This is a genomic window from Variovorax boronicumulans (assembly GCF_009811375.1).
In the GTDB taxonomy this organism is placed as follows: domain Bacteria; phylum Pseudomonadota; class Gammaproteobacteria; order Burkholderiales; family Burkholderiaceae_C; genus Variovorax; species Variovorax boronicumulans.
In genome coordinates this window covers 1,879,899-1,900,978 of the sequence record NZ_BKDH01000001.1, presented here as the reverse complement: position 1 = coordinate 1,900,978, position 21,080 = coordinate 1,879,899, and the positions used below count along the sequence as shown (strand labels likewise).

The 21,080-nt window shown below is 68.6% G+C and carries 21 protein-coding genes; 10 read left to right on the top strand and 11 right to left on the bottom strand.

Annotated features, from left to right (window positions below; all coding sequences use genetic code 11):
• Positions 1-121 precede the first annotated feature (121 nt).
• Together VHAB30_RS08595 and VHAB30_RS08590 are read right to left on the bottom strand one after the other, a co-directional pair.
• Positions 122-460, bottom strand: coding sequence for a P-II family nitrogen regulator (locus VHAB30_RS08595; protein WP_056580191.1), 339 nt, complete (start codon positions 458-460; stop codon positions 122-124).
• The gene (locus VHAB30_RS08590; protein ID WP_159276656.1) at positions 457-2,154 is read right to left on the bottom strand and encodes an NAD+ synthase; all 1,698 of its coding nucleotides are present in this window, start codon (positions 2,152-2,154) and stop codon (positions 457-459) included. Before VHAB30_RS08590 ends, VHAB30_RS08595 begins: the two co-directional genes overlap by 4 nt.
• 19 nt (positions 2,155-2,173) lie before the next feature.
• Between VHAB30_RS08590 and VHAB30_RS08585 the strand changes: the two genes are divergently transcribed.
• A complete protein-coding gene (locus VHAB30_RS08585; protein ID WP_159276654.1) occupies positions 2,174-3,415 on the top strand; it encodes a GNAT family N-acetyltransferase in 1,242 nt (413 codons plus the stop codon).
• 77 nt (positions 3,416-3,492) lie between these two features.
• Positions 3,493-4,245 carry a hypothetical protein gene (locus VHAB30_RS08580; protein WP_159276652.1) on the top strand — a complete coding sequence of 251 codons (753 nt, stop codon included), beginning with the start codon at positions 3,493-3,495 and terminating at the stop codon, positions 4,243-4,245.
• Positions 4,246-4,286: 41 nt separating this feature from the next.
• Here the strand turns inward: VHAB30_RS08580 and ppa are convergent, their stop codons facing one another.
• Positions 4,287-4,814, bottom strand: a complete 528-nt coding sequence (ppa, locus tag VHAB30_RS08575; RefSeq protein WP_007834256.1) for an inorganic diphosphatase — start codon at positions 4,812-4,814, stop codon at positions 4,287-4,289.
• Positions 4,815-5,068: 254 nt separating this feature from the next.
• Between ppa and VHAB30_RS08570 the strand changes: the two genes are divergently transcribed.
• The 7 genes from VHAB30_RS08570 to VHAB30_RS08540 all read left to right on the top strand — a co-directional run bounded on the left by VHAB30_RS08570 (position 5,069) and on the right by VHAB30_RS08540 (position 13,531).
• Positions 5,069-7,585 (top strand): sodium-translocating pyrophosphatase, encoded by a 2,517-nt coding sequence (locus VHAB30_RS08570; protein WP_159276650.1) that lies wholly within the window; start codon positions 5,069-5,071, stop codon positions 7,583-7,585.
• A 1-nt stretch (position 7,586) separates the two neighbouring features.
• Positions 7,587-7,955 carry a nuclear transport factor 2 family protein gene (locus tag VHAB30_RS08565; protein WP_062481424.1) on the top strand — a complete coding sequence of 123 codons (369 nt, stop codon included), beginning with the start codon at positions 7,587-7,589 and terminating at the stop codon, positions 7,953-7,955.
• Positions 7,956-8,028: 73 nt separating this feature from the next.
• Positions 8,029-8,760 carry a MerR family transcriptional regulator gene (locus tag VHAB30_RS08560; RefSeq protein WP_159276648.1) on the top strand — a complete coding sequence of 244 codons (732 nt, stop codon included), beginning with the start codon at positions 8,029-8,031 and terminating at the stop codon, positions 8,758-8,760.
• Between the two features lie 5 nt (positions 8,761-8,765).
• Positions 8,766-10,202, top strand: coding sequence for a TolC family protein (locus VHAB30_RS08555; protein WP_235926518.1), 1,437 nt, complete (start codon positions 8,766-8,768; stop codon positions 10,200-10,202).
• 2 nt (positions 10,203-10,204) lie between these two features.
• Positions 10,205-11,191 carry an HlyD family secretion protein gene (locus tag VHAB30_RS08550; RefSeq protein WP_159276646.1) on the top strand — a complete coding sequence of 329 codons (987 nt, stop codon included), beginning with the start codon at positions 10,205-10,207 and terminating at the stop codon, positions 11,189-11,191.
• A gap of 13 nt (positions 11,192-11,204) precedes the next feature.
• The gene (locus tag VHAB30_RS08545; RefSeq protein WP_159276644.1) at positions 11,205-12,389 is read left to right on the top strand and encodes an ABC transporter permease; all 1,185 of its coding nucleotides are present in this window, start codon (positions 11,205-11,207) and stop codon (positions 12,387-12,389) included.
• Entirely contained in the window at positions 12,389-13,531 is a 1,143-nt protein-coding gene (locus VHAB30_RS08540) for an ABC transporter permease (protein WP_174250215.1), read from the top strand. Before VHAB30_RS08545 ends, VHAB30_RS08540 begins: the two co-directional genes overlap by 1 nt.
• Here VHAB30_RS08540 and VHAB30_RS08535 read toward each other — a convergent pair.
• On the bottom strand, positions 13,528-14,157 hold the full coding sequence (locus VHAB30_RS08535) for a TetR/AcrR family transcriptional regulator (RefSeq protein WP_062473073.1): 630 nt from the start codon (positions 14,155-14,157) through the stop codon (positions 13,528-13,530). The genes VHAB30_RS08540 and VHAB30_RS08535 overlap by 4 nt on opposite strands.
• Positions 14,158-14,274: 117 nt before the next feature.
• On the opposite strand from VHAB30_RS08535, the gene VHAB30_RS08530 reads away from it, so the two are divergent.
• Positions 14,275-15,111, top strand: a complete 837-nt coding sequence (locus VHAB30_RS08530; RefSeq protein WP_159276642.1) for a metal-dependent hydrolase — start codon at positions 14,275-14,277, stop codon at positions 15,109-15,111.
• 5 nt (positions 15,112-15,116) lie between these two features.
• Here the strand turns inward: VHAB30_RS08530 and VHAB30_RS08525 are convergent, their stop codons facing one another.
• The 7 genes from VHAB30_RS08525 to VHAB30_RS08495 all read right to left on the bottom strand — a co-directional run bounded on the left by VHAB30_RS08525 (position 15,117) and on the right by VHAB30_RS08495 (position 21,072).
• A complete protein-coding gene (locus VHAB30_RS08525; protein ID WP_095950214.1) occupies positions 15,117-15,710 on the bottom strand; it encodes a hypothetical protein in 594 nt (197 codons plus the stop codon).
• Between the two features lie 226 nt (positions 15,711-15,936).
• Complete coding sequence (locus tag VHAB30_RS08520; RefSeq protein ID WP_056580179.1) at positions 15,937-16,185, bottom strand: hypothetical protein; 249 nt, start codon at positions 16,183-16,185, stop codon at positions 15,937-15,939.
• Positions 16,172-16,540 (bottom strand): hypothetical protein, encoded by a 369-nt coding sequence (locus VHAB30_RS08515; protein ID WP_159276639.1) that lies wholly within the window; start codon positions 16,538-16,540, stop codon positions 16,172-16,174. Before VHAB30_RS08515 ends, VHAB30_RS08520 begins: the two co-directional genes overlap by 14 nt.
• Before the next feature lie 17 nt (positions 16,541-16,557).
• On the bottom strand, positions 16,558-17,469 hold the full coding sequence (locus VHAB30_RS08510) for a DUF6999 family protein (protein ID WP_062473081.1): 912 nt from the start codon (positions 17,467-17,469) through the stop codon (positions 16,558-16,560).
• Positions 17,453-19,372 carry an iron-containing redox enzyme family protein gene (locus VHAB30_RS08505; protein WP_159276637.1) on the bottom strand — a complete coding sequence of 640 codons (1,920 nt, stop codon included), beginning with the start codon at positions 19,370-19,372 and terminating at the stop codon, positions 17,453-17,455. The genes VHAB30_RS08510 and VHAB30_RS08505 overlap by 17 nt, the downstream gene beginning before the upstream one ends.
• A gap of 4 nt (positions 19,373-19,376) precedes the next feature.
• Entirely contained in the window at positions 19,377-20,318 is a 942-nt protein-coding gene (locus tag VHAB30_RS08500) for a fatty acid desaturase family protein (RefSeq protein ID WP_159276635.1), read from the bottom strand.
• Positions 20,299-21,072, bottom strand: coding sequence for a sterol desaturase family protein (locus VHAB30_RS08495; RefSeq protein WP_095950217.1), 774 nt, complete (start codon positions 21,070-21,072; stop codon positions 20,299-20,301). Before VHAB30_RS08495 ends, VHAB30_RS08500 begins: the two co-directional genes overlap by 20 nt.
• Positions 21,073-21,080 lie beyond the last annotated feature (8 nt).

Genomic DNA, 21,080 nt, shown 5'->3' with positions numbered 1-21,080 from the left:
ACGGGCCCCCGCCTCATTCCAGCGAACACCGCGGAACCGGCTTTGCCGGGCCGCTGGTGTTGCCCCCGGTAGGGGGTTGGCGAAGCGACACGAAGTGCGCGCAGCCTGGGGGCGAGCCTGGCTAGACTGCGTTTTCGTTTTCTTCGCCGGTGCGGATGCGCACGATGCGCTCCACCTCGGTCACGAAGATCTTGCCGTCGCCGATCTTGCCCGTGCGCGCCGAGCTCACGATGGCCTCGATGCAGCGCTCCACGTCGCTCTCGTTGACGACGACTTCGACCTTCATCTTGGGCAGGAAGTCGACCACGTACTCGGCGCCGCGGTACAGCTCGGTGTGGCCCTTCTGGCGGCCGAAGCCCTTGACCTCGGTCACCGTGAGGCCGGTGACACCCACCTCGGCGAGGGCTTCGCGCACGTCCTCGAGCTTGAAGGGTTTGACGATGGCGGTGATCTGCTTCATGGTTTTTGTGCTCCGGCGGTTTCGTTGAACTTGCTGGTGATAGGGTAACGCCAATCCTTGCCGAAGCTTCGGTGGGTGACCCGGATGCCTACGGGCGCCTGGCGCCGCTTGTATTCGTTGATCCTGATGAGCCGCGCAACCCGCTCGACCACCGCGCGGTCGTAGCCCGCGGCAATGATCTCGTCGATGCCTTCATCGTCCTGCATGTAGCGTGCCAGGATGCCGTCCAGCACGTCGTAGGGCGGCAGGCTGTCCTGGTCGGTCTGGTCGGGGCGCAGCTCGGCGCTCGGGGGCCGCGTGATGATGCGCTCGGGAATCGGCGCCGCCCCGGTGCCGTAGGGGTCGTGGGCGTTGCGCCAGCGCGCCAGCGCGAACACCGTGGTCTTGAGCAGGTCCTTGATGACCGCGAAACCGCCCGCCATGTCGCCGTAGAGCGTGCAGTAGCCGGTGGCCATCTCGCTCTTGTTGCCGGTGGTCAGCACGATGGCGCCGAACTTGTTCGACAGCCCCATGAGCAGCGTGCCGCGGATGCGGGCCTGGATGTTCTCTTCGGCCGTGTCTTCCGGCCGGCCCGCGAACTCCCCGGCCAGCGCGGCCTTGAAGGATTCGAAGGTGTGCTTGATCGAAATCTCGTCGTAGCGCACGCCCAGCCGGCCGGCCATGTCCCGAGCGTCGATCCAGCTGATGTCGGCCGTGTAGGGCGACGGCATCATCACCGCGCGGACCTTGTCCTTGCCCAGCGCGTCGACCGCGATCGCGAGCACCAGCGCCGAGTCGATGCCGCCCGACAGCCCCAGGATCGCGCCCGGGAAACCGTTCTTGCCGATGTAGTCGCGCACGCCGAGCACCAGCGCGTCCCACAGCTGCGCCTCGGCGTCGCGCGGCGCCGCAATGGCCGACGGGTCGGCCACGACGGCGACGCCACCCTGCGCCCCGCGCGCGAGCTCCATGAAGACCAGCCGCTCGCGAAAGCTCTCGGCCTGCGCGGCCAGTGCGCCATCGGCCTGCAGCGCGAAGGAGGCACCGTCGAACACCACCTCGTCCTGCCCGCCCACCAGATGTGCGTAGACCAGCGGCAGGCCCACGGCGCGTGCGCGGTCGGCCATGCGCGCCACGCGCTCGCCTTCCTTGCCGACGTGGTACGGCGAGGCGTTGATCACCGCCAGCACCTCGGCGCCGCCAGCGCGCGCCAGCTCGGCCGGCGCATCGAACCAGGCGTCCTCGCAGATCAGCAGGCCCACCGACACGCCGCCCGCCTCGAACACGCAGGTGCCCTGCCCCGGCGTGAAGTAGCGGCGCTCGTCGAACACCTGGTAGTTCGGCAGTTCGCGCTTGGCGTAGGTTTCGAGGATGCGACCTTCCTTGAGGACGCTGGCCGCGTTGTGACGCAGCTGCACGGCCACAGATCGGCTGCGCAGGCTGCCGCCGCTGGGATGCCCCACCACCACGACCATGTCTTTGAGGTCGGCCAGCGCGGCGGCGATGCCTTTCACGGCATCATCACAGGCTTCGGTGAAGGCGGGACGGAGGAACAGGTCCTCCGCCGCGTAGCCGGCAATCGAGAGTTCGGGTGTCAGCAGAAGGCGCGCGCCTTGCGCGTAGGCCTCGCGTGCGGCGCCGATGATCTTCTGCGCATTGCCGACGAGGTCGCCCACCACAAAATTGAGTTGCGCGATGGCGAGCTTGAGCGTCATACAGAAGGAAGAAAAAGGCTTGAACGATTATGTCATTCGGGTTCTGGCGTCGCCGTCGGACATCGACCCGCAAGCCTGGAACACCCTGCTCGCCGCGCAGCCCGAGCCCTCGCCCTTCATGCGCCACGAATACCTCGCGGCGATGCACGACAGCGGCAGCGCCTCACCCGAGCGCGGATGGACACCGCAGTTCGTCACGCTGTGGCGCAGCGATGTGCTCGAAGCCGCCTGCGCGCTCTACCTCAAGGACCATTCCTACGGCGAGTACGTGTTCGACTGGGCCTGGGCCAACGCCTACGAGCAGCACGGGCTCGCCTACTACCCGAAGGCCGTGGTGGCGGCGCCCTTCACGCCCGTGCCGGGCGCCCGGCTGCTGGCACGCGACGCGCCAAGCCGCACGCTGCTGGTGCAGGCGCTGGTGGCGGTCTGCAAGGAACAGGAACTTTCGTCTTTGCATCTGCTGTTCGGCGCCGACGCCGACATCGCCGCGTGCACCGAAGCCGGGCTCATGCGGCGCCATACGGTGCAGTTCCACTGGACGAACGTGGCCCCCACGCTCGGCACTGACGTGTCCTCGCTGCCCCCCGAGGGGGCGCGTTTCGCCTTGGGGCGGCCCAGCGGCGAAACCGAACCCGGCTACACCAACTTCGACGCCTTCCTCGCCAGCCTCTCGCACGACAAGCGCAAGAAGATCCGTCAGGAGCGCCGCAAGGTCGCCGAGGCCGGCGTCAGCTTCCGCTGGTCGCGCGGCACCGACATTGCCGCCGCCGACTGGGATTTCTTCTACCGCTGCTACGAGCGCACCTACCGCGAGCACGGCAACCCGCCCTACCTCACGCGCGATTTCTTCCAGCGCATGGCCGACACGTTGCCCGAGGCGTGGCTGCTGTTCGTGGCGGAGCGCGACGGGCGCCCCATCGCCACCAGCCTGATCGCACTCTCTACCGACGAGGCCCAGCCGCTGGTGGCCTACGGCCGCTACTGGGGCGCGCTGGAGCGCGTCGACTGCCTGCACTTCGAGGCCTGCTACTACCAGCCCATCGCCTGGTGCATCGCGCACGGCGCGGTGCGTTTCGAAGGCGGCGCGCAGGGCGAGCACAAGATGGCCCGCGCGCTGATGCCGGTGCGCACCACCAGCGCCCACTGGCTCGCGCACCCGTCGTTCGCCGATGCCGTCGAGCGCTTCCTCGAGCGCGAAGGCGCCGGCATCGAGAACTACATGGACCACCTCGGCGAACGCAGCCCGTTCAAGGCGACCTGATCGGTGCGGGAGCGCCGGGGGCTGCTATAAAGCCGCCCGGCACTCAAACAACCACACACAACACACAGGGAGCACCGATGCCATTCGTCGGACTGGGACTGCACATCCTCATCGCGCTGTACTTCGCCGTGCATGCCATGCGCCACGGCAAGCAGATGTACTGGCTCATCATCCTCTTCAGCTTTCCGCTGCTCGGCAGCATCGTGTACTTCGTGGTCGAGTACCTGCCGGCCTCGCGCATGCAGCGCACCGCGGGCAAGGTGGCGAACGCGGCCATCGGCTTCATCGACCCCGAGCGCGAATACCGCGCCGCCGCCGAGGCCTACGACCTCGCGCCCACGGCGCAGAACAAGCTGCGCCTGGCCAAGGCTGCGCTGGACCGCGGCCAGGCGGCCGACGCCGTCGGGCACTACCGCGACGCGCTGAAAGGCCCCTTCGCCTCCGACCCCGAGCTGCAGTTCGGCCTGGCCAGCGCCCTGATCGCCGAAGGCAGCCCGGCCTCGGCCCGCGAAGCGTCGCAGGCGCTGCAGAGCCTGCGTGCCACGCGCGACGACTACCGCAAGGACGAGGTCGCCGTGCTGAACGCCCGCGCGCTCGCCGCCGAGGGCCGCACACCCGAAGCGCGCGAAGCCTTCGAGGCGGCGCTGAACACCTACAACACGGTGGAAACGCGCGCCCGCTACATCGCGTGGCTGGCGCAGCAAGGCGACACCGCCGGTGCGCAGCGCCATTGGAACGAGCTGCAGCAGGCGGCGCGCCACTGGAACGCGCATGCGCGAGGCGTCAACCGCGAATGGATGCGGCTGGCCGGGGATGCGGTCCGGGGCTGACGGCCCGGAGCCTCCAGGCCGTTTCTTTCAAGCGAAAGAAATTACTTCTTGTACGCGGCGATGCCGTCAAGAACTTCCTTCTTGGCAGCGTCGATACCTTCCCAGCCCAGCACCTTGACCCACTTGCCGGCTTCCAGGTCCTTGTAGTGCTCGAAGAAGTGGCTGATGGCCTTCAGGCGCATCGGGTTCACGTCGTCGACCGACTTCCAGTGGCTGTAGATCGGCAGCACCTTGTCGGTGGGCACGGCCAGCACCTTGCCGTCGACGCCGGCTTCGTCTTCCATCATCAGGATGCCCAGGGGGCGGCAGGGCACGACCACGCCCGGCAGCAGCGGGTACGGGGCGATCACCAGCACGTCGACCGGGTCGCCGTCGCCCGACAGGGTCTGCGGCACGTAGCCGTAGTTGGCGGGGTAGTACATGGCCGTCGTCATGAAGCGGTCCACGAAGATCGCGCCCGATTCCTTGTCGACTTCGTACTTGATCGGGTCGGCGTTCATCGGGATTTCGATCACGACATTGAAGGCGTCGGGGACGTTCTTGCCGGGGGAGACTTTGTCGAAGGACATGACGTTTTTCGAGTAGTTGAAAAGTATGAGACGGATGGGGACAAACCCGGAGTTTACTTTCCGTGTCACGGGCCGGTCGCACGCGTGTGTGTTTTTGCCTGTAAATTGCAAGCGTTGGCCAATCGGCTCCGCACCTCCGGTGCAGTGAGCTTCGAGGAAGCAACGCGGCGGAGAACATGGTCCCGTACGCGTTGCGCGCAGGGCCCAGGCTGTCCGTCTCCACAAGTCACAACGAACGAATGGAGAAGCAAAGCATGAGCGGCAACACCCCCCTGATTCTTGCCATCGTCTGCGGCCTGGTGGCCGTAGGCTACGGTTTCTGGGCCCGAAGTTGGATTCTCGCCAAGGACCCGGGCAACGCCCGGATGCAGGAAATCGCCGCGGCCATCCAGGCCGGCGCCTCGGCCTACCTCGCCAAGCAGTACACCACCATCGCGGTGGTGGGCTTGGTGCTCGCGGTGCTCATCGCCCTCTTCCTCGACCTGACCACGGCCGCCGGCTTCGTGGTCGGCGCGGTGCTCTCGGGCGCCTGCGGCTTCATCGGCATGAACGTGTCGGTGCGCGCCAATGTGCGCACGGCGCAGGCCGCCACCCAGGGCATCGGCCCGGCGCTCGACGTGGCGTTTCGCGGCGGCGCCATCACCGGCATGCTGGTGGTGGGCCTGGGCCTCCTGGGCGTGACGGGCTTCTACTGGTTCCTGGCCGGCAGCGCGCCGAAGGCGGACCACAGCTTGGCGGCCATCCTCAATCCGCTGATCGGCTTTGCCTTCGGCTCCTCGCTGATCTCGATCTTCGCGCGCCTGGGCGGCGGCATCTTCACCAAGGGCGCTGACGTCGGCGCCGACCTGGTGGGCAAGGTCGAGGCCGGCATTCCGGAAGACGACCCGCGCAACCCGGCGGTGATCGCCGACAACGTGGGCGACAACGTCGGCGACTGCGCCGGCATGGCGGCCGACCTGTTCGAGACCTACGCGGTGACGCTGATCGCCACCATGGTGCTGGGCGCGCTGATGGTCACGGCAGCGCCGCTGGACGCGGTGCTGTACCCGCTGGCGCTGGGCGGCGTGTCGATCATCGCGTCGATCATCGGCTGCTTCTTCGTGAAGGCGTCGCCGGGCATGGTCAACGTGATGCCGGCGCTCTACAAGGGGCTGGCGGTCGCGGGCATCCTGTCGCTGATCGCGTTCTGGTTCGTCACGAGCTGGATCATTCCCGACAACGCCATTGCCGCCAGCGGCAGCCAGCTGAAGCTGTTCGGCGCCTGCTTCGTGGGCCTGGCGCTCACGGCCGCGCTGGTGTGGGTCACCGAGTACTACACCGGCACGCAGTACAAGCCCGTGCAGCACATCGCACAGGCCTCGACCACCGGCCACGGCACCAACATCATCGCGGGCCTGGGCGTGTCGATGCGTTCGACGGCATGGCCCGTGATCTTCGTGTGCATCGCGATCCTGGCCTCCTACGCCCTCGCGGGCCTGTACGGCATCGCGGTGGCCGCCACGTCGATGCTGAGCATGGCCGGCATCGTGGTGGCGCTGGACGCCTACGGCCCCATCACCGACAACGCCGGCGGCATCGCAGAGATGAGCGAGTTGCCCGCCAGCGTGCGCGATATCACGGACCCGCTGGACGCGGTGGGCAACACCACCAAGGCCGTGACCAAGGGCTACGCCATCGGCTCGGCCGGCCTGGCTTCGCTGGTGCTCTTTGCCGACTACACCCACAAGCTGGAAAGCTTCGGGCTGAACATCAGCTTCAACCTGAGCGACCCGATGGTGATCGTGGGCCTGTTCATCGGCGGCCTGATCCCCTACCTCTTCGGCGCGATGGCCATGGAGGCCGTGGGCCGCGCGGCCGGTGCGGTGGTGGAAGAAGTGCGCCGCCAGTTCCGCGAGATCCCCGGCATCATGGAAGGCACCGGCAAGCCCGAGTACGGCAAGGCCGTGGGCATGCTGACCGGCGCGGCCATCAAGGAAATGATGATCCCGTCGCTGCTGCCGGTGGTGGTGCCGATCCTGGTCGGCCTGGTACTGGGACCGAAGGCGCTGGGCGGCCTGCTGATGGGCACCATCGTCACGGGCCTGTTCGTCGCCATCAGCATGTGCACGGGCGGTGGTGCGTGGGACAACGCCAAGAAGTACATCGAAGACGGCCACCACGGCGGCAAGGGCTCCGAGGCGCACAAGGCGGCCGTCACCGGCGACACCGTGGGCGACCCCTACAAGGACACGGCCGGCCCGGCGGTGAATCCGCTGATCAAGATCATCAACATCGTGGCGCTGCTGATCGTGCCGCTGGTGGTCAAGTTCCACGCCGGCGATGCGGCAGCGGCCGTGCCGACCAAGGTCGAGACGCCGCCTGCAGCCACGGCACCCGCCGCGATGGCGCCGGCAGCCACGCCGGCCGCCACCCTCGCCTCGGCGGCCGTGGGGGCCACCGAAGCCGCGGCGGTGAAGGTCGAGAACGGCATCGTGAAGTTCTACTTCGCGAGCGCCAGCGCCGAGGTCGCGCCCAACGCCAAGGAAGCGCTGTCCGATGTCATCAAGGCCGTGCAGAGCGGCAGCACCGTGCTGGTGAGCGGCTACCACGACGCCAGCGGCGACGCGGCCAAGAACGCCGAGTTGGCCAAGCAGCGCGCCATGGCCGTGCGCGACGCCATCAAGGCGGCGGGCGCGCCCGAGGACAAGATCGAACTCGCCAAGCCCGAGCAGTCGCAGGCCGACGGGCCGGCCTCGGAAGCGCGCCGCGTCGAAGTGAAAGTGAAGTCCTGACATGCCTACGCCCGCCCGGCTCGAAGCCTTCATTGCCGCCGTCGAAGGCGGCGCGCATGCCCAGGTCATCGAAGATTTCTACACCGAAGACGCCACGATGCGCGAGAACCAGGCCGAGCCGCGGCGCGGGCGCAGCACGCTGGTCGCGCAGGAAAGCGCCGTGCTTGCGCGCACCGAGTCGGTGGCGTCGACCTGCGTGCGGCCGGTGCTGGTGAACGGCGACCACGTCGGCATCCACTGGATCTTCGAGTTCACATTCAAGGGCGGCGGCCGCATGCGCATGGAAGAGATCGCCTGGCAGCGCTGGGACGGCGAGCGCATCGCCGAAGAGCAGTTCTTCTACGACCCGGCGCAGCGCAAGCCGGGCTGAGGATGCCCCGCCCGGACCGCGCGATCCGGGCTGGCTTTATGAAACATTTTCGATGTAACATTGAAACTGTCACATGAAAGCATCCACCGCCGTCCCCGATTCCACCGCCCCACAGGGCCTCTCCATCGAGGCCCTGGCGGCGCGCACGGGCGTCACGGTGCGCAACATCCGCGCCTACACCACGGGCGGCCTGCTGCCGCCGCCGCGGCTGCAGGGCCGGCTCGGCCTGTACGGCCCCGACCACGTCCAACGCCTGGCGCTGATCCGCGAACTGCGCGAACAGGGCTTCGGCATCGAGGCGATCCGCCGCATCTTCACGCGCGCGCCGGCCTCCACCTGGCCCGACCTGCTGGCCGTGGCCCGCTCGATGTCGGGCAGCCTGTTCGCCGAAGAAACGCCCGTGGTGGTGTCGGCCCAGGCGCTGGCCACCAAGTGGCAGGGCCAGATGACACCCGCCCTGCTCGGCCGCGCCACCCGCGCCGGCCTCATGCGCGAACTGCCCGACGGCCAGGTGCAGGTGCTGAGCCCGGCGCTCGGCCAGGTCGCCGAACAGCTGGCCGCGCTGGGCCTGCCGCTCGAAGCGGTGATCGGCATGCAGGAAACCATGGTGCGCACGCTGCGCACCGTGGCGCGGCGCTGGCTGCGCACGCTGGCCGACAGCCTGCTCTCCGGCGACACCCTCGACGCCGGCCGCGCCGCGCAGCTGCTCGAGAAAGCACGGCCGCTGGCCACCGGGGCGGTGCAGGCCGCCTTTCCCGTGATCCTGCAGCAGGAGCTCGACGCCCTGCTGCACAAGACCGCCTGATGCCGATGACACGACCTCGCCTCGCCCTTCTTCCGTCCCTGCTGCTGCTGCCGGCCTTCCTCGGCGGCGCAGCTTTCGCGCAGCAGCAGGCCCGCGGCGACACCACCTCCACGCTGGCGCTGAGCTTCGACGCCGCGCGCCAGCGCATGGTCGAGCGCTCCGACAAGCTGGCCGCTGCGCGCATGGCCGTCGAGGCCAAGGAGCTGCAGAGCGAGGGCGTCAAGCGCCTGGGCGGGCCGGTGGTCAGCATCTCGGGGCTGGCCTATGCGTACAACGCGAACCTGAACCTCGACCTCGATCCGCTCAACCAGAAGCTCGGCCAGATCGGCTCGTCGCTGCCGCCGTCGATCCAGAGCTTCGTCTCGCGCGTGCCGATTCCGCAGCTGCCCAACAGCTACACGCTGAACCGCCACGACACCGGCGCCAACGCCTCGGTGTCGGCCGTGTGGCCGCTCTACCTGGGTGGCGCGACCGACGCGGTGCGCGGTTTTGTCTCGGCGCAGGCGCGCGAGGCCCAGGCCGATGCCGAACAGGCCGGCCACGAGGTCGACACGCTGCTGGTGCAGCGCTACTTCGGCGCCCAACTCGCGCAGCGCGCCGCCACGCTGCGCCTGCAGGCCGAGCGCACCATCGCCCAGCACGACGCGGCGGCGCAGAAGATGCTCGCGGCCGGCGTCATTTCCCGCGTCGAGCGGCTGCAAGCCAGCGCCGCGTACGAAGAAGCGCGCCGCAACGCTCGCAAGGCCGAGAACGACGCGGCACTGGCGGGCGTGGCCCTGGCGCGCACGGTGCGCGCCGAGGGCAGCGTCACGCCGCAGACGCCGCTGTTTCTCATCAGTGCGCCGATCGAACCGCTCGGCCACTTCATCGATGCGGCCCTCACGCGGCATCCGGGCCTGGGCAAGGTCGCGGCCAAGAAGGCGCAGGCCGAGCAGCTGCACGAAGGCGAAGAAGCCCTGCGCCGCCCGCAGGTGATCGCCTTCGGCACGCGCGAGATCAAGAGCGGCAATGCCGACTGGGTGGCCGGCCTCGGCGTGCGCTGGACGCTGTACGACTCGGTCGACCGCAACGCGCTGTCGGCCGCCTCGCACAAGCAGGTCGAACAGGCCGAGCGCACCGACCTGCAGGCGCGCAGCGACATCTCGCTGCTGGTCGAACGCAACTGGCGCGCGCTGGACAACGCGCGCCGCCAGTACCTCGAGATGAAGGTCTCGGTCGAGCTTGCACAGGAGGTGGTCAAGCTGCGCACCGCCGGGCTGCGCGAAGGCACCAGCACCACCCTCGACCTGATCGACGCCGAGACCAACCAGGCCAAGGTGCTGACCGAACGCGCGCAGGCCGCCAACGACTACGTGCAGGCGCTCGCGCAGCTGCTCGAGAGCGCGGGCCTGTCCGAGACTTTTTCCGACTACATCGCGCGCGCCGACGTGAAGGTGAACTGACCATGATGAGTGCCAAGACCCGCCGACTGATCGCCATCGCCGCCGCACTGCTCGTGCTGGTGCTGCTCGCCTGGGGCTTCTGGCGCGCCGCGCAGCCGGCGCCCGAGGTGTTCCAGGGCCAGATGGAGGCGCGCGAAACCGACGTGGCCGGCAAGGTCACGGCCCGCATCGCCGAAGTGGCGGTGAAGGAAGGCGACCGCATCCACGCTGGCGCCCTGCTGGTGCGCATGGACAGCCCCGAGGTGCGCGCCAAGCTGGCGCAGGCCACCGCCGCCGAGCAGGCCGCGCAGGCCGTGGCCGACAAGGCGCAGAACGGCGCCCGCCCGCAGGAGATCGAAATGGCGCGCATGCAGTGGCAGCGCGCCGAAACCGCCGCCCAGCTCGCGCAAACGTCGTTCCGCCGTGTCGACGGCCTGGCGCGCGACGGCCTCGTGGCCGATCAGAAGCGCGACGAAGCCGAAGCCAACTGGAAAGCCTCGCGCGACGCCGCCGTGGCGGCCAAGGCGCAGTACGACATGGCGCGCACCGGCGCCCGCCCCGAGGACAAGGCCGCTGCCAACGCGCAGGCGCGGCAGGTGGCCGGCGTGGTCGCCGAGGTGGAAGCCGCCAAGGCCGAGACCGAGCTGCGCAGCCCGGTCGCCGGCGAGGTGGCCAAGGTGCTCGCCAAAGTCGGCGAACTCTCGCCACAGGGCGTGGCCGTGGTCACGGTGGTCGACCTGAACGACCAGTGGGTGGTGCTCAACGTGCGCGAAGACCGGCTGGCCCGCTTCGCGCTCGACAAGGAATTCGACGCCCGCCTGCCCGCCCTGCCCGAGGACCGGCGCACGGCCCGCTTCAAGGTCTACTACAGCGGCGTGCTGCCCGACTTCGCCACCTGGCGCGCCACGCGCGGCGGCGCCGGCTTCGACGTGCGCACCTTCGAGGTCCGCGCCCGGCCGCTCAAGCCGATCGAAGGCGCGCGCCCCGGCATGAGCGTTCTGGTCGACTGACGCCGCACCCGCCATGAGCCTGCGCGGCTTTTCCACCGCCAGCGCCCGGCGCGAATTCGCGCTGCTGCGCACGCGCCCGTGGGACCTGGCCATGATCTCGTGGGTGCCGCTGCTCGCGGTGTTCCTGATCTGGTGGATCTTCTCGGCCGGCCTGCCCACGCGCCTGCCGATCGGCGTGCTCGACCAGGACCACTCCGCCCTCTCGCGCCAGCTGGTGCGCTTCCTGGACGCCACGCCGGGCCTGCGCGTGGCGCAGCAGTACGCCGACGAAGGCGAGATGCAGCGCGCGCTCACGAGCGGCGCCGTCGACGCCGCGGTGCAGCTGCCGCGCGAACTGAGCCGCGACGTCAAGCAGGGCCGCGTCGGGCAGGTCGTGCTGCTGCACAACGCGCAGCTGGGCACGCATTCGAGCCTGATCCAGCGCGACGTGCGTACCGCCGTCGCCACGGTATCGGCCGGCGTCGAGCTCGCAGTGCGCAACAAGCGCGGCGAGTCGATGAAGGCCGCGCGCGTCAGCATGGACCCGGTCAAGGCCAGCATGGTGGCGCTGTTCAACACCTCGACCGACTACGAGCAGTTTCTCGGTGCCGCGCTCATTCCGGCGCTGCTGCACATCCTCGCGATGACGGCCGGCGCCTGGGCCGTGGGCCGCGAGCTGCGCGACCGCAGCCTGGGCGGCTGGCTCGGCGCCGCGCCGCGCTGGCCTGAGGCGCTGGCCGCGCTGGCGGGCAAGCTGGCGCTGCCGTTCGCGAGCCTGTCGGCGGTGGGCCTGACCGCCATGCTGTGGATCACGGCGGGCCGCGGCTGGCACCCGGTCGGCTCGGTGAGATGGACGCTGTTTGCGCTGATGGTGTTCCTGGCGCTGTCGATCGCGCTCGGCGCCTTCGTGGCCAGCCTCACGCGCTCGCTGCGCACGGCGCTGTCGGCCACCGGCTTCATCACCGCGCCGGCCTTCGCGTTCGGCGGCGTGGGCTTTCCGCTGGTCGCCATGCCGGTGCTCGCACAGCTGTGGGCCGGCCTGCTGCCCTACACGCACTACATCCGCGTGCAGATGGAGCAGCTGCAGATGGGCGCACCCCTGGCCTACTCGGCCGCCACGCCGCTGTGGATGGTGGTGGGCACCGCGGTGCTGCTGGCCGTGTCGGCCACACTGCTGGTGCGTGCGGCCGCGGCGCCCGAGACGTGGGGAGGCCGCTGATGAGTGCACGCATCCAAGGCTTCGCCGCCGCCTGGCGCGACACCGCGCTCGGCGTGCTGCGCGACAAGGGCGTGCTGCTGATCATGCTGCTCGCGCCCATCATCTACGGCTTTTTCTACCCCTGGCCCTACGGCACGCAGGCCGTCACGCGGGTGCCGGTGGCGGTGGTCGACCAGGACCACAGCGGGCTGTCGCGGCAGATCGCGCGCTTCGCCATGGCCAGCCCGCGGCTGGATGTGCGCATGGTCACGTCCGACGTGCACGAGGCGCAGCAGGCGCTGTGGCGCGGCGAGATCGAGGGCTACGCCCTGCTGCCGCAGGACCTCAAGCGCAACGTGCTGCGCGGTACGCCGGCGGTGGTGAGCATCGAGGGCAACGGCGCCTACGCGCTGCTGAACAAGGCGGTGCTGTACGGCTTCTCGGAGGCGGTGGGCACGGTGTCGGCCGGTGTCGAGATCCGCAAGCTGCAGGCCGGCGGCCAAAGCGCGGTCCAGGCCGCGCGCAGCCGCAGCCCGCTCAACACGCAACTGGTGGCGCTGTTCAACCCGACCGAGGGTTACGGCAGCTACGTGGTGCCGGCGGTGGCACTGCTGATCCTGCAGCAGACGCTGCTGATGGGCGCCGCGATGCTGGCCGGCACCTGGGCCGAGGCCGGCCGGCTGCGCGCCGGCATGGGCGCGTGGCTGGGGCGGCTGGGCGCGCTGTCGGGCTTCGGCGTGCTGAGCGGCCTGTTCTATTTCGGCTGGGTGTTCTTCCTGCAGGACTACCCGCGCGGCGGCAATCCGTTCGCCGCGCTGGTGCTGCTGCTGTTCTACGTGCCGGCGATCTGCGTGCTCGGCCTGCTGCTGGGCTGCTGGTTCCGCGATCGCGAACGCGCGCTGCAGGTGCTGCTCTTCACTGCGCTGCCAATGGCTTTTCTCTCGGGCTTTTCGTGGCCCGTCGAGGCCCTGCCCGCGCCGCTGCAGGCGCTGCGCTGGCTGTTCCCGAGCACGGCGGGCATCCAGGCTTCGCTGCGGCTCAACCAGATGGGCGCGCCGCTGCACGACGTGCTGCCGTACCTCGGGGCGCTGGCAGCGATGGTGGTCGCGGGACTGCTCGTGCTGTGGGCCGCGGCCACGCCGCGCCAGAACGAGCGCGACTAGCGTCGGCTGTCCGCCGCCACGGCGCGCACCAACCGCGTGGCCGGCGCCACCAGCTCGCGCAAGTCGCCCACGCGGTCCTGCTCGATGGCCTGCAGCACCAGTTCGTTGATGCCGCCCACCACCGTCATCGCCATCTGGCTGCTCATGTGCGCCGCGGGCACCTCGCCTGAATCGCTGCTGTTGATCGCCACCTGGATGAAGTTGGCGATCTCGCCGTTCACGCGCCGCCGCGCCGCCAGGCCGGGCAGCCCCAGCCCGAGGATCTCGACGAACAGCGTGCGCAGCAGCACCGGGTCTTGGGCGAGGTAGTCCATGTACGCGGTCATCGCCTGCTCCACCTGCGTGTGCCAGGGCTGGGCCGGATCGAAGGCCTCGCTCACGGCCTGCAGGCCGAGCCGGCTGGCCGTTTCATACAGCGCGATCAGGCACTCGGTCTTGGTGCTGAAGTGCTCGTAGAACGTGCGCCGCGACACGGCCGCCTCGCGCACGATGTCGGCGATGGTGGTGTCGGCGTAGCCCTTGGCCGCCACGGCATGCGCCATGCCCTGCAGCAGCCGCGCGTAGTGCTCGCTGGGCGCGCCTTCGGCGGCATCGGGCGTGGCGGTTTTGTCGATGGTGGCAGTCATGTGCGATTCATTTTCCTACGCCTTGGTACTTGACAGTACCAGTTCACAATTGCACCATGGCGGCACGCGGTACGGAGTTGTACCAACTTTTACCCACGAACTCAGGAATTGCCCCCCATGACCGAACTCGTTGTCCGCCGCCTGCTGATCGATCTGCAACCGCCCTTCTCGCACGACTGGTGCGGCGGCGATGCCTTCTCGACGGCTTTCTTCAACGCCTTGTCGATGAGCTTCCCCTTCGGCGAGCAGTTCTTCATCGACGCCGTGCGCGACGCCATGGCCACGCTGCCGACCGAGGTGCAGGAACGCCACCGCGCCGACGTGCGCGGCTTCATCGGCCAGGAAGCGACGCACCGGCGCATCCATTCGCTGTTCAACGCGCACCTGGAGCAGCAGGGCCTGGTCGACCGCTGGACCGCGCGCGCCAGCCAGCGCATGGAACTGATGGACGGCGCCGATCCGCGCCACGCGCTGGCCGTGACGGCCGCCACCGAGCACTTCACGGCGATGTTCGCCGAGTGGCTGCTGGCCCGCCCCGAGATCCTCGACGGCGCCGAGCCCCGGCTGCGCACGATGTGGCTGTGGCACAGCGCGGAAGAGCTGGAGCACAAGAGCGTGGCCTTCGACATCTACAAGGCCGCGGGCGGCTCCGACGAATGGCGCACGCGCTGGTTCCGCCGCGTGACGGTGATGTTCCTCGGCGACCTGATGCGCCAGACGGTCGACAACCTGCGGCATGAAAAGCAATTGTGGAAGTGGGCCACCTGGAAGAGCGCCGCGCGCATCCTGCTGGGCCGCGGCGGCCTGCTGCGGGGCAATCTCGCGGGCTGGCGCCAGTACCTGCGCAGCGACTTCCACCCCGACCAGCAGGACAGCAGCCTCTCGGCGCGCTGGCTGGCCGACAACGGCGCGCAGTTCACGCCCGTGGGCGCGCCTGCGGCAACGTCGGCCTGAGTTCGTCAGTAGATGCTGGCGCGGTGCGGGCTCAGCGCGCCCGCCTGCGTCGGCTGCCCGTCGGCGCGCAGCGTGAGGTCGTGCAGCGTGTCGAAATCGGACGGCGCATCGGGCACGCGCATCACCACTTCGAGTTCGTGCATGGAAGCGACCCAGCGGCCGGCCGGCGATTCGGCCGGTTCGTCGTTGGCGAACACGCCGTCGCGGATGTAGAGCGTTTCGCCTTCGGGGCGCTCGCTGTGCAGCTCGATCAGGCGTGCGATCGAGAAGTTGTAGGTCACGAGCTTTTCGCGCGTGCGGCGGTCCTTGCCGCCGCAGTTGAACGAGCCCTCGGCCGCGATCACGATGCAGGAGCCATCCACCCCGCCGTCGATGGCGATCTCGTTGCCCGAGCGCCAGATGGCGTTGGGCAGGCGCACGCGGACCTTGTCGATCACGAGGTCGCGTTGTTTGTTGAGAGCACCCAGCGGCGGCACCAGCGAGCGCAATTGACGCAGGCGCTCGGCAAAGTTGTCGTCCATGAGGAATTCGACATGGTGCGTGGCGCTGCCGGACGAGCGCTTGACGACCTGCATGACGACGTGACGTGGCTTGTTCACAGCTCAGGCCCTCCACGCAGAGAAAAATCCACGCCCGCTGCGGGGCACCGATCGCCTTCTTGCTGGATTTGAGTGGTCATCGGCTACAAATTAGAACTTTAGATTAAATGCAATTACTTGCATCATTTGTGTCCAACTGTATATCGATTGCGACCGGGATGGAAGGCAATCGACGACATGCCGATGAGGCCATGTCGCCAACGCGACGCGGCGCCGTGCTAGGCGCTCAGCTCGACGATGCTTCGGCCTCGAGGGCCTCGTCGAGCGCCTTGCACGAAGGCGCGCAGACGGTCTGCGACTTGCCCAGCACCTGGCGCGTGCGCAGCTGCGAACGCACGCGGTGCTTGCCGCACATGAAGCAGGACATCGTGGCCCCGCTGAACGACGCCGAGGCGCGGAACGGCGAACCCGGCGCCTTCGATTTGTAGCGCAGCCCGTCCGCCACCACTGCCGTTTTCACTTCACCCTTGGCCATGCATCTTGTCCTTGTTCGATTCGTCACCGCGCATGGCGCGGGCAATGGCTTCCTTGGCAGCGCCTTCGGCGGCCAGGGAAACGTCCAGCGCCGAGCGGCAAAGGCCGGCGTGCTGGTAATTCATATTTTCGTAGACCTCGGAGGCGGCCGGATAGGCATCGAGCAACTGGCCCAATTCGGCACCGGGCTCGACGTCTTCGAATTCATGCACCAAGTGCTCGACCACCGAGCGGTACTGCTCGGCACCAACCGGCACGGCGCTGTGCTCCAGCCTCTCCAGCAGTTGAGCCAGCACGTGGGTCACTGCCAGATCGGTCTTGGGAGACGGATTTCGGGTCGTGTTCATGGTTTGCATGTGGGGACAGCATACCCCTATGCAAGGGGCGGGTCGCGCGGAAGTGTCTCTGCCGACATGGCTTCCTGCGCCGCGCGCATGCGCTGGAGCAGGCTGTGAAGCATTTCGGTCGACAGGCCGTGGATCACCAGCCGGTGCCCGGCCCGCAAGGTCGACAGCGGCACCAGCGGATGCTTGTTGTTGACCAGGATCAGGTGCTCGGGCGCGTTCAGGATCGTCGCCGCGTAGATGCCGATGGTTTCGTCCAGTTGCAAGGAGTTGGCGGCGCGCCAGAAATCGTTGTCGGTGAGCATCAGCTGGTACAGCGGCGTGAACAGCTCGATGGCGCTTTGCAGGTCGAGAAAATTGAGCTTGCCCTGGGGCATGTCTTCCAGCCGCAACGCCGGCGGCTGGATCATCGAGAAATCGACCTGCTCGGCCTTGCACAGCGCCAACCCCTTGTCGCGCAGCGCCGTGTTCAGCCGGATCACGAAGTTGAACAGGTTCAGGTCGTGCTTCAGGAACATCTCGTCCTTCAGCGCGTCGATGTCGGCCGGCTCCAGCGGCGACGTGCCCACGGGCGCGGGCGAGTTGCGGCCGATGAAGGCCAGCACCTGCGAGCCCAGGTGAAAGTGCCGCAGGATCAGCCAGTTCGCCTCGGGCGACACGAAGCGCTTGAGCCCCCACGCCAGGAAGCGGTGCAGCAGCACCGAATGCGACCAGTTGCGCGGCACGAACACCTTCACGATCTGGATCAGGATGATCGTCAGCCGCGCGATCGGCCGCAGGAACGGCAGCAGGTACTGGCGCGAGGCCGAACTCGAGTCGGCCAGCCACGCCGCCTTCACGTCGTCGGGCAGCGGCGTGCTCTGGTCGAGGTACAGCGCCAGCCAGGGGCTGGGGTCGCGCTCGTCGTGGGCTTGCTTCAAAAACTCAGGCGTTCGATCCATGGGGCATTCGTTCGGTGATGTGCTGGAACTGCATCAGGTACAGCGCCGCCGTGTGGCGCGCGGTGTCGGCAATCTGGCGGGCGGCGCGGGCCTGCCCTTCCACGGCCATCACCATCTCGACCGCGGCGAGCCAGCGATTCAGGTGGTGCTCGTCGTTGTGGCCGTGGTACTCGAGGAAACGGAACGCGTCGGGCGGCAGCTTCAGGCTGGCCTTGAGCAGCGGCAGCAACGCCGGCACGATGCGCTGGCCCGTGCCTTCGATGATGTAGATCGCGCCCAGGAGGCCGATCGGGTCGCGCGTGGCGGCCAGGCCGTGCAGGTAGGCGTTGAGCGCCTCGCCGCCCGGGTTGCGGCGCAGTTCGTCGATCGACTCGACCGTGCCGCCGGCCTTGCGGTAGTCGCTGAAGAGGATGTTGAAGTCGTTCTGCTCCTCGCCCGCGTGCACGTCGATCAGCGACGACAGCATGCGGTACGGCTCGCTCAGCGAGGCGGCGCCTTCGCGCATCCACAGGCTGCCTTCGCGCACCTGCGGCACCCACTGTTCCATCCAGTTCAGGTAGTCGGGCACGGCAAAGCGGCGCTCGCGGATCTGGCGGATCAGCGGCGTGCGCCACACGCGCGAGCGGTAGTCGTGCCAGATGGCGGCCAGTTCGGTCAGCAAGGCGCCCAAGCCTTCGGGCGCGGCGGCCGGGTCGTGCGGGGGCGCGATGACGAGGTCGTCGTCGGGCGCCACCGCCGCCGCGCGCGGCGCGATCACGACAGGCGCCGCATCGACGGCCTCGACCTCGAGCAGCATGTACGCCGCCATGAAGCGCCCCGACTCCGGCACGTAGCAGAAGATCTGCTCGCCCGGCTTCAGCGCCTTGGTGTGCAGGAACTCGGCCAGCATCACGAGGATCGACGCTGCGCCGGTGTTGCCGCGCCAGGCCAGGTTGCTCCACCAGCGCTCGCGCGGAATCGCCAGGTCGGCCTTGGCCATCAGGTCTTCGACCACCGGGATGAATTTTTCCGACGAGTAGTGGCACAGGAAATGGTCGACCCGCTTCGGATCGACCCAGCCGTCGCGCACCAGCCCCGCGTACTCGTGGATGCCGATGTCGAACAGGTGCGGCAAGAGGCGAATGTCCTGGCGCAGCGACAGCGCGCCGGCCGCCTCGGCCTCGGCCCACGAGCCGAAATCGAGATGCCCGCGCGCACGGTCTTCGGTGAGGCCCAGCTGCATGCACACCGGGTAGTCGCCCGAGAAGGCGCGCTGGTGCACCCACTTCAGCTTCAAACGCAGTCCCGGCTTGCCGGCCAGCGCAGGCGTGCCGTCGGACAGCAGCAGCGCGCCCGCGCCATCGGACAGCATCCAGCGCAGGAAGTGCGAGTCGAAGTCGGTCTCATAGCCACGCGCGGCAAAGCGCGAGCGCTTGAACAGGCGCGACGGCATTTCGCTCGCCACCGCCAGCGCCGAACGGTGCGCGCCCAGCTCGATGCCCTGCGCGGCCGTCTGGATCGCCGACACGCCGGCCGCGCAGATGCCGTGCACCGAATGCGTTTCCATCGGTTGCGCCGCCAGCTCGCCCTGGATCATGTTGGCGAAGCCGGGCATCAGCGTGTCGCCGCCCGAGGAGCCGCTGGCCAGCAGCGACACGCGCGACAGCTCGGCGCCGCCGCGCTGCAGGCAGTCGCGGATCGCGCCGGCCGCCAGTTGCGCGTTGGTGTGGCGCGTCACGCCCTCTTCGTCGATCGCGTAGTGCCGCGTGAGGATGCCGTTCTCGGCCAGGATGCGGCGCTTGATGCGCTCCGACATGCGGTTGAGCGGCGCGATGTACGCGTCCATGCGGTCGTTGGGAACAGGCTCGCCGGGCATGAAGTAGCCGGCACTTTCGAGGTACACGCGTTGGAATGAAACGGGCATGGGTTCAGGAGGTGGGTGAATCGGGAGGCATCAGCGAGCGGCTGCGAAAACGCGGCCACACGGTCCCCAGCACGAAGACGCGCACCATGTACGGCACCAGCCCGCCCTCGTTGAGCGCGGGCGCCACCTGCGCGCGGTAGCGCGTGTGATGCAGGTGCGTGAGCTCGGACCAATGGGCATGCGGGTTCTCGTGGTGTGCGGTGTGCAGGCCGATGTTGAACAGCAAGGGGTTCACCAGCCCCTCGAAATTGCGTGCGTAGTTCAGCTGGCTACCGCGGGTATCGCCGGATGCCTCCTTGCGCGGCGTCTTGCGGCCGTCGGCGTGCGCGTGCTGCAGGTAGTTGGTGGCCAGCAGCCAGTGCAGGCCGTGCAGCTGCGGCACGATCACGAACAGCAATGCCTTGCGCCAGTCGATCGCCAGCAGCACGGTCCAGCTGACCAGCCACAGCGCGTACTGCGCCATGCAATAGCGCCAGGCGCCGCGGTGGTGCCGGTGCAGGCGCGCGAGCCAGCCGACGAACAGCGGCATCAGCACCCACACGGCCTGGAACGGATGCAGCAGGTAGCCCCACAGGTGGTTGGTGTCGCCGCCGAAGCGGTAGGTGCGCGCCACATCCTTCGGCCCATGGCGATGGCGATGGTGGTTGGCCACATGCGCGGGCCAGAAGACGAAGGTCGGGTGGCCCTGCAGCAGCGTGATCCAGAAGTCGGTCAGCCGGTTCATGCGCCGACCGCGCCACATGCGCAGGTGCACGTGGTTGTGATGGATCACGCCGATGCCGAGCGTGAGGAACAGCATCAGCGCATACAGCACCACCTGGAAACCGTGCACCCACTGCCACGCCGCCAGCGCGGGCAAGGCGACGAGGTACGCCAGGCTTTGCCAGTCGCGCCAGTGGCGCAGCCGCGGCAGCCGATGGCGCGCGTCAGGCCGTCGTGGCGCCATGCTTCTTTCGAAACGCCTGGAACAGCGGCTCCGCCGCGTCGGCCGCGATGCGCGTGCGGAACAGCCGGTCCATGAAGGTGAACTGGAAACCGTAGTTGCCGTTGTGCACGGCATGGTGCAGGTGGTGGCGGCGGCTCGCGGCGAACCAGTGGCTGTACGACACGCCGGGCACGAAGTCGTAGTTCGAATGCCCGACGCAGTTGAAGAACAGGCTGAACACCGGCACCGACGCCAGCGACCAGAAGCTGAAGTCGTGCAGCACCATCGGCAACAGGATCACGTTGCCGAGCATCAGCGCCTCGATCGGGTGAAAGCTGTAGGTGGCCCACGGCGTGGTCACGAACGAGCGGTGGTGCGGGCCGTGAAAACGGCGCAGCCAGCGCGTGTGCAGCAGCCGGTGGTTGAGCCAGAAATGCACGTCGTTCCACACCGCGAGCACGAGGATCTCGATGCCGATGCGGCGCCAGCCCGCGTCGGGCTCGAGTCGCGCCCAGCCCAGTTGCAGCAGCCCCCACGGAAACACCATGCCCAGCCCGAAGATCAGCACCGAGATGCCCGACTGCGTGAGTTCGCGCCGCAGCTGGCCGGGCTGCAAGGGCCGCGGATCGAGCGCGCGCCCGATGCCCAACGCCGGCAGCACCCGCTTCGTGAGCAGCCAGGTGAGCGCGCCGAAACCCAGGTAGATGCCCCCGAAGAACAGCAGGCCCCACAGCATGACCTGCGGGGCCGAAAGAGAAGTGAAGGTCTGCGCCATCCCCCGAG

Coding starts and splice junctions, on each gene's coding strand:
- VHAB30_RS08550 (WP_159276646.1), top strand. CDS start 10,205: ATGATGAGTGCCAAGACCCGCCGACTGATCGCCATCGCCGCCGCACTG.
- VHAB30_RS08580 (WP_159276652.1), top strand. CDS start 3,493: ATGCCATTCGTCGGACTGGGACTGCACATCCTCATCGCGCTGTACTTC.
- VHAB30_RS08535 (WP_062473073.1), bottom strand. CDS start 14,157: ATGACTGCCACCATCGACAAAACCGCCACGCCCGATGCCGCCGAAGGC.
- VHAB30_RS08560 (WP_159276648.1), top strand. CDS start 8,029: ATGAAAGCATCCACCGCCGTCCCCGATTCCACCGCCCCACAGGGCCTC.
- ppa (WP_007834256.1), bottom strand. CDS start 4,814: ATGTCCTTCGACAAAGTCTCCCCCGGCAAGAACGTCCCCGACGCCTTC.
- VHAB30_RS08540 (WP_174250215.1), top strand. CDS start 12,389: ATGAGTGCACGCATCCAAGGCTTCGCCGCCGCCTGGCGCGACACCGCG.
- VHAB30_RS08565 (WP_062481424.1), top strand. CDS start 7,587: ATGCCTACGCCCGCCCGGCTCGAAGCCTTCATTGCCGCCGTCGAAGGC.
- VHAB30_RS08530 (WP_159276642.1), top strand. CDS start 14,275: ATGACCGAACTCGTTGTCCGCCGCCTGCTGATCGATCTGCAACCGCCC.
- VHAB30_RS08495 (WP_095950217.1), bottom strand. CDS start 21,072: ATGGCGCAGACCTTCACTTCTCTTTCGGCCCCGCAGGTCATGCTGTGG.
- VHAB30_RS08590 (WP_159276656.1), bottom strand. CDS start 2,154: ATGACGCTCAAGCTCGCCATCGCGCAACTCAATTTTGTGGTGGGCGAC.
- VHAB30_RS08555 (WP_235926518.1), top strand. CDS start 8,766: ATGACACGACCTCGCCTCGCCCTTCTTCCGTCCCTGCTGCTGCTGCCG.
- VHAB30_RS08500 (WP_159276635.1), bottom strand. CDS start 20,318: ATGGCGCCACGACGGCCTGACGCGCGCCATCGGCTGCCGCGGCTGCGC.
- VHAB30_RS08510 (WP_062473081.1), bottom strand. CDS start 17,469: ATGGATCGAACGCCTGAGTTTTTGAAGCAAGCCCACGACGAGCGCGAC.
- VHAB30_RS08595 (WP_056580191.1), bottom strand. CDS start 460: ATGAAGCAGATCACCGCCATCGTCAAACCCTTCAAGCTCGAGGACGTG.
- VHAB30_RS08505 (WP_159276637.1), bottom strand. CDS start 19,372: ATGCCCGTTTCATTCCAACGCGTGTACCTCGAAAGTGCCGGCTACTTC.
- VHAB30_RS08520 (WP_056580179.1), bottom strand. CDS start 16,185: ATGGCCAAGGGTGAAGTGAAAACGGCAGTGGTGGCGGACGGGCTGCGC.
- VHAB30_RS08515 (WP_159276639.1), bottom strand. CDS start 16,540: ATGCAAACCATGAACACGACCCGAAATCCGTCTCCCAAGACCGATCTG.
- VHAB30_RS08570 (WP_159276650.1), top strand. CDS start 5,069: ATGAGCGGCAACACCCCCCTGATTCTTGCCATCGTCTGCGGCCTGGTG.
- VHAB30_RS08545 (WP_159276644.1), top strand. CDS start 11,205: ATGAGCCTGCGCGGCTTTTCCACCGCCAGCGCCCGGCGCGAATTCGCG.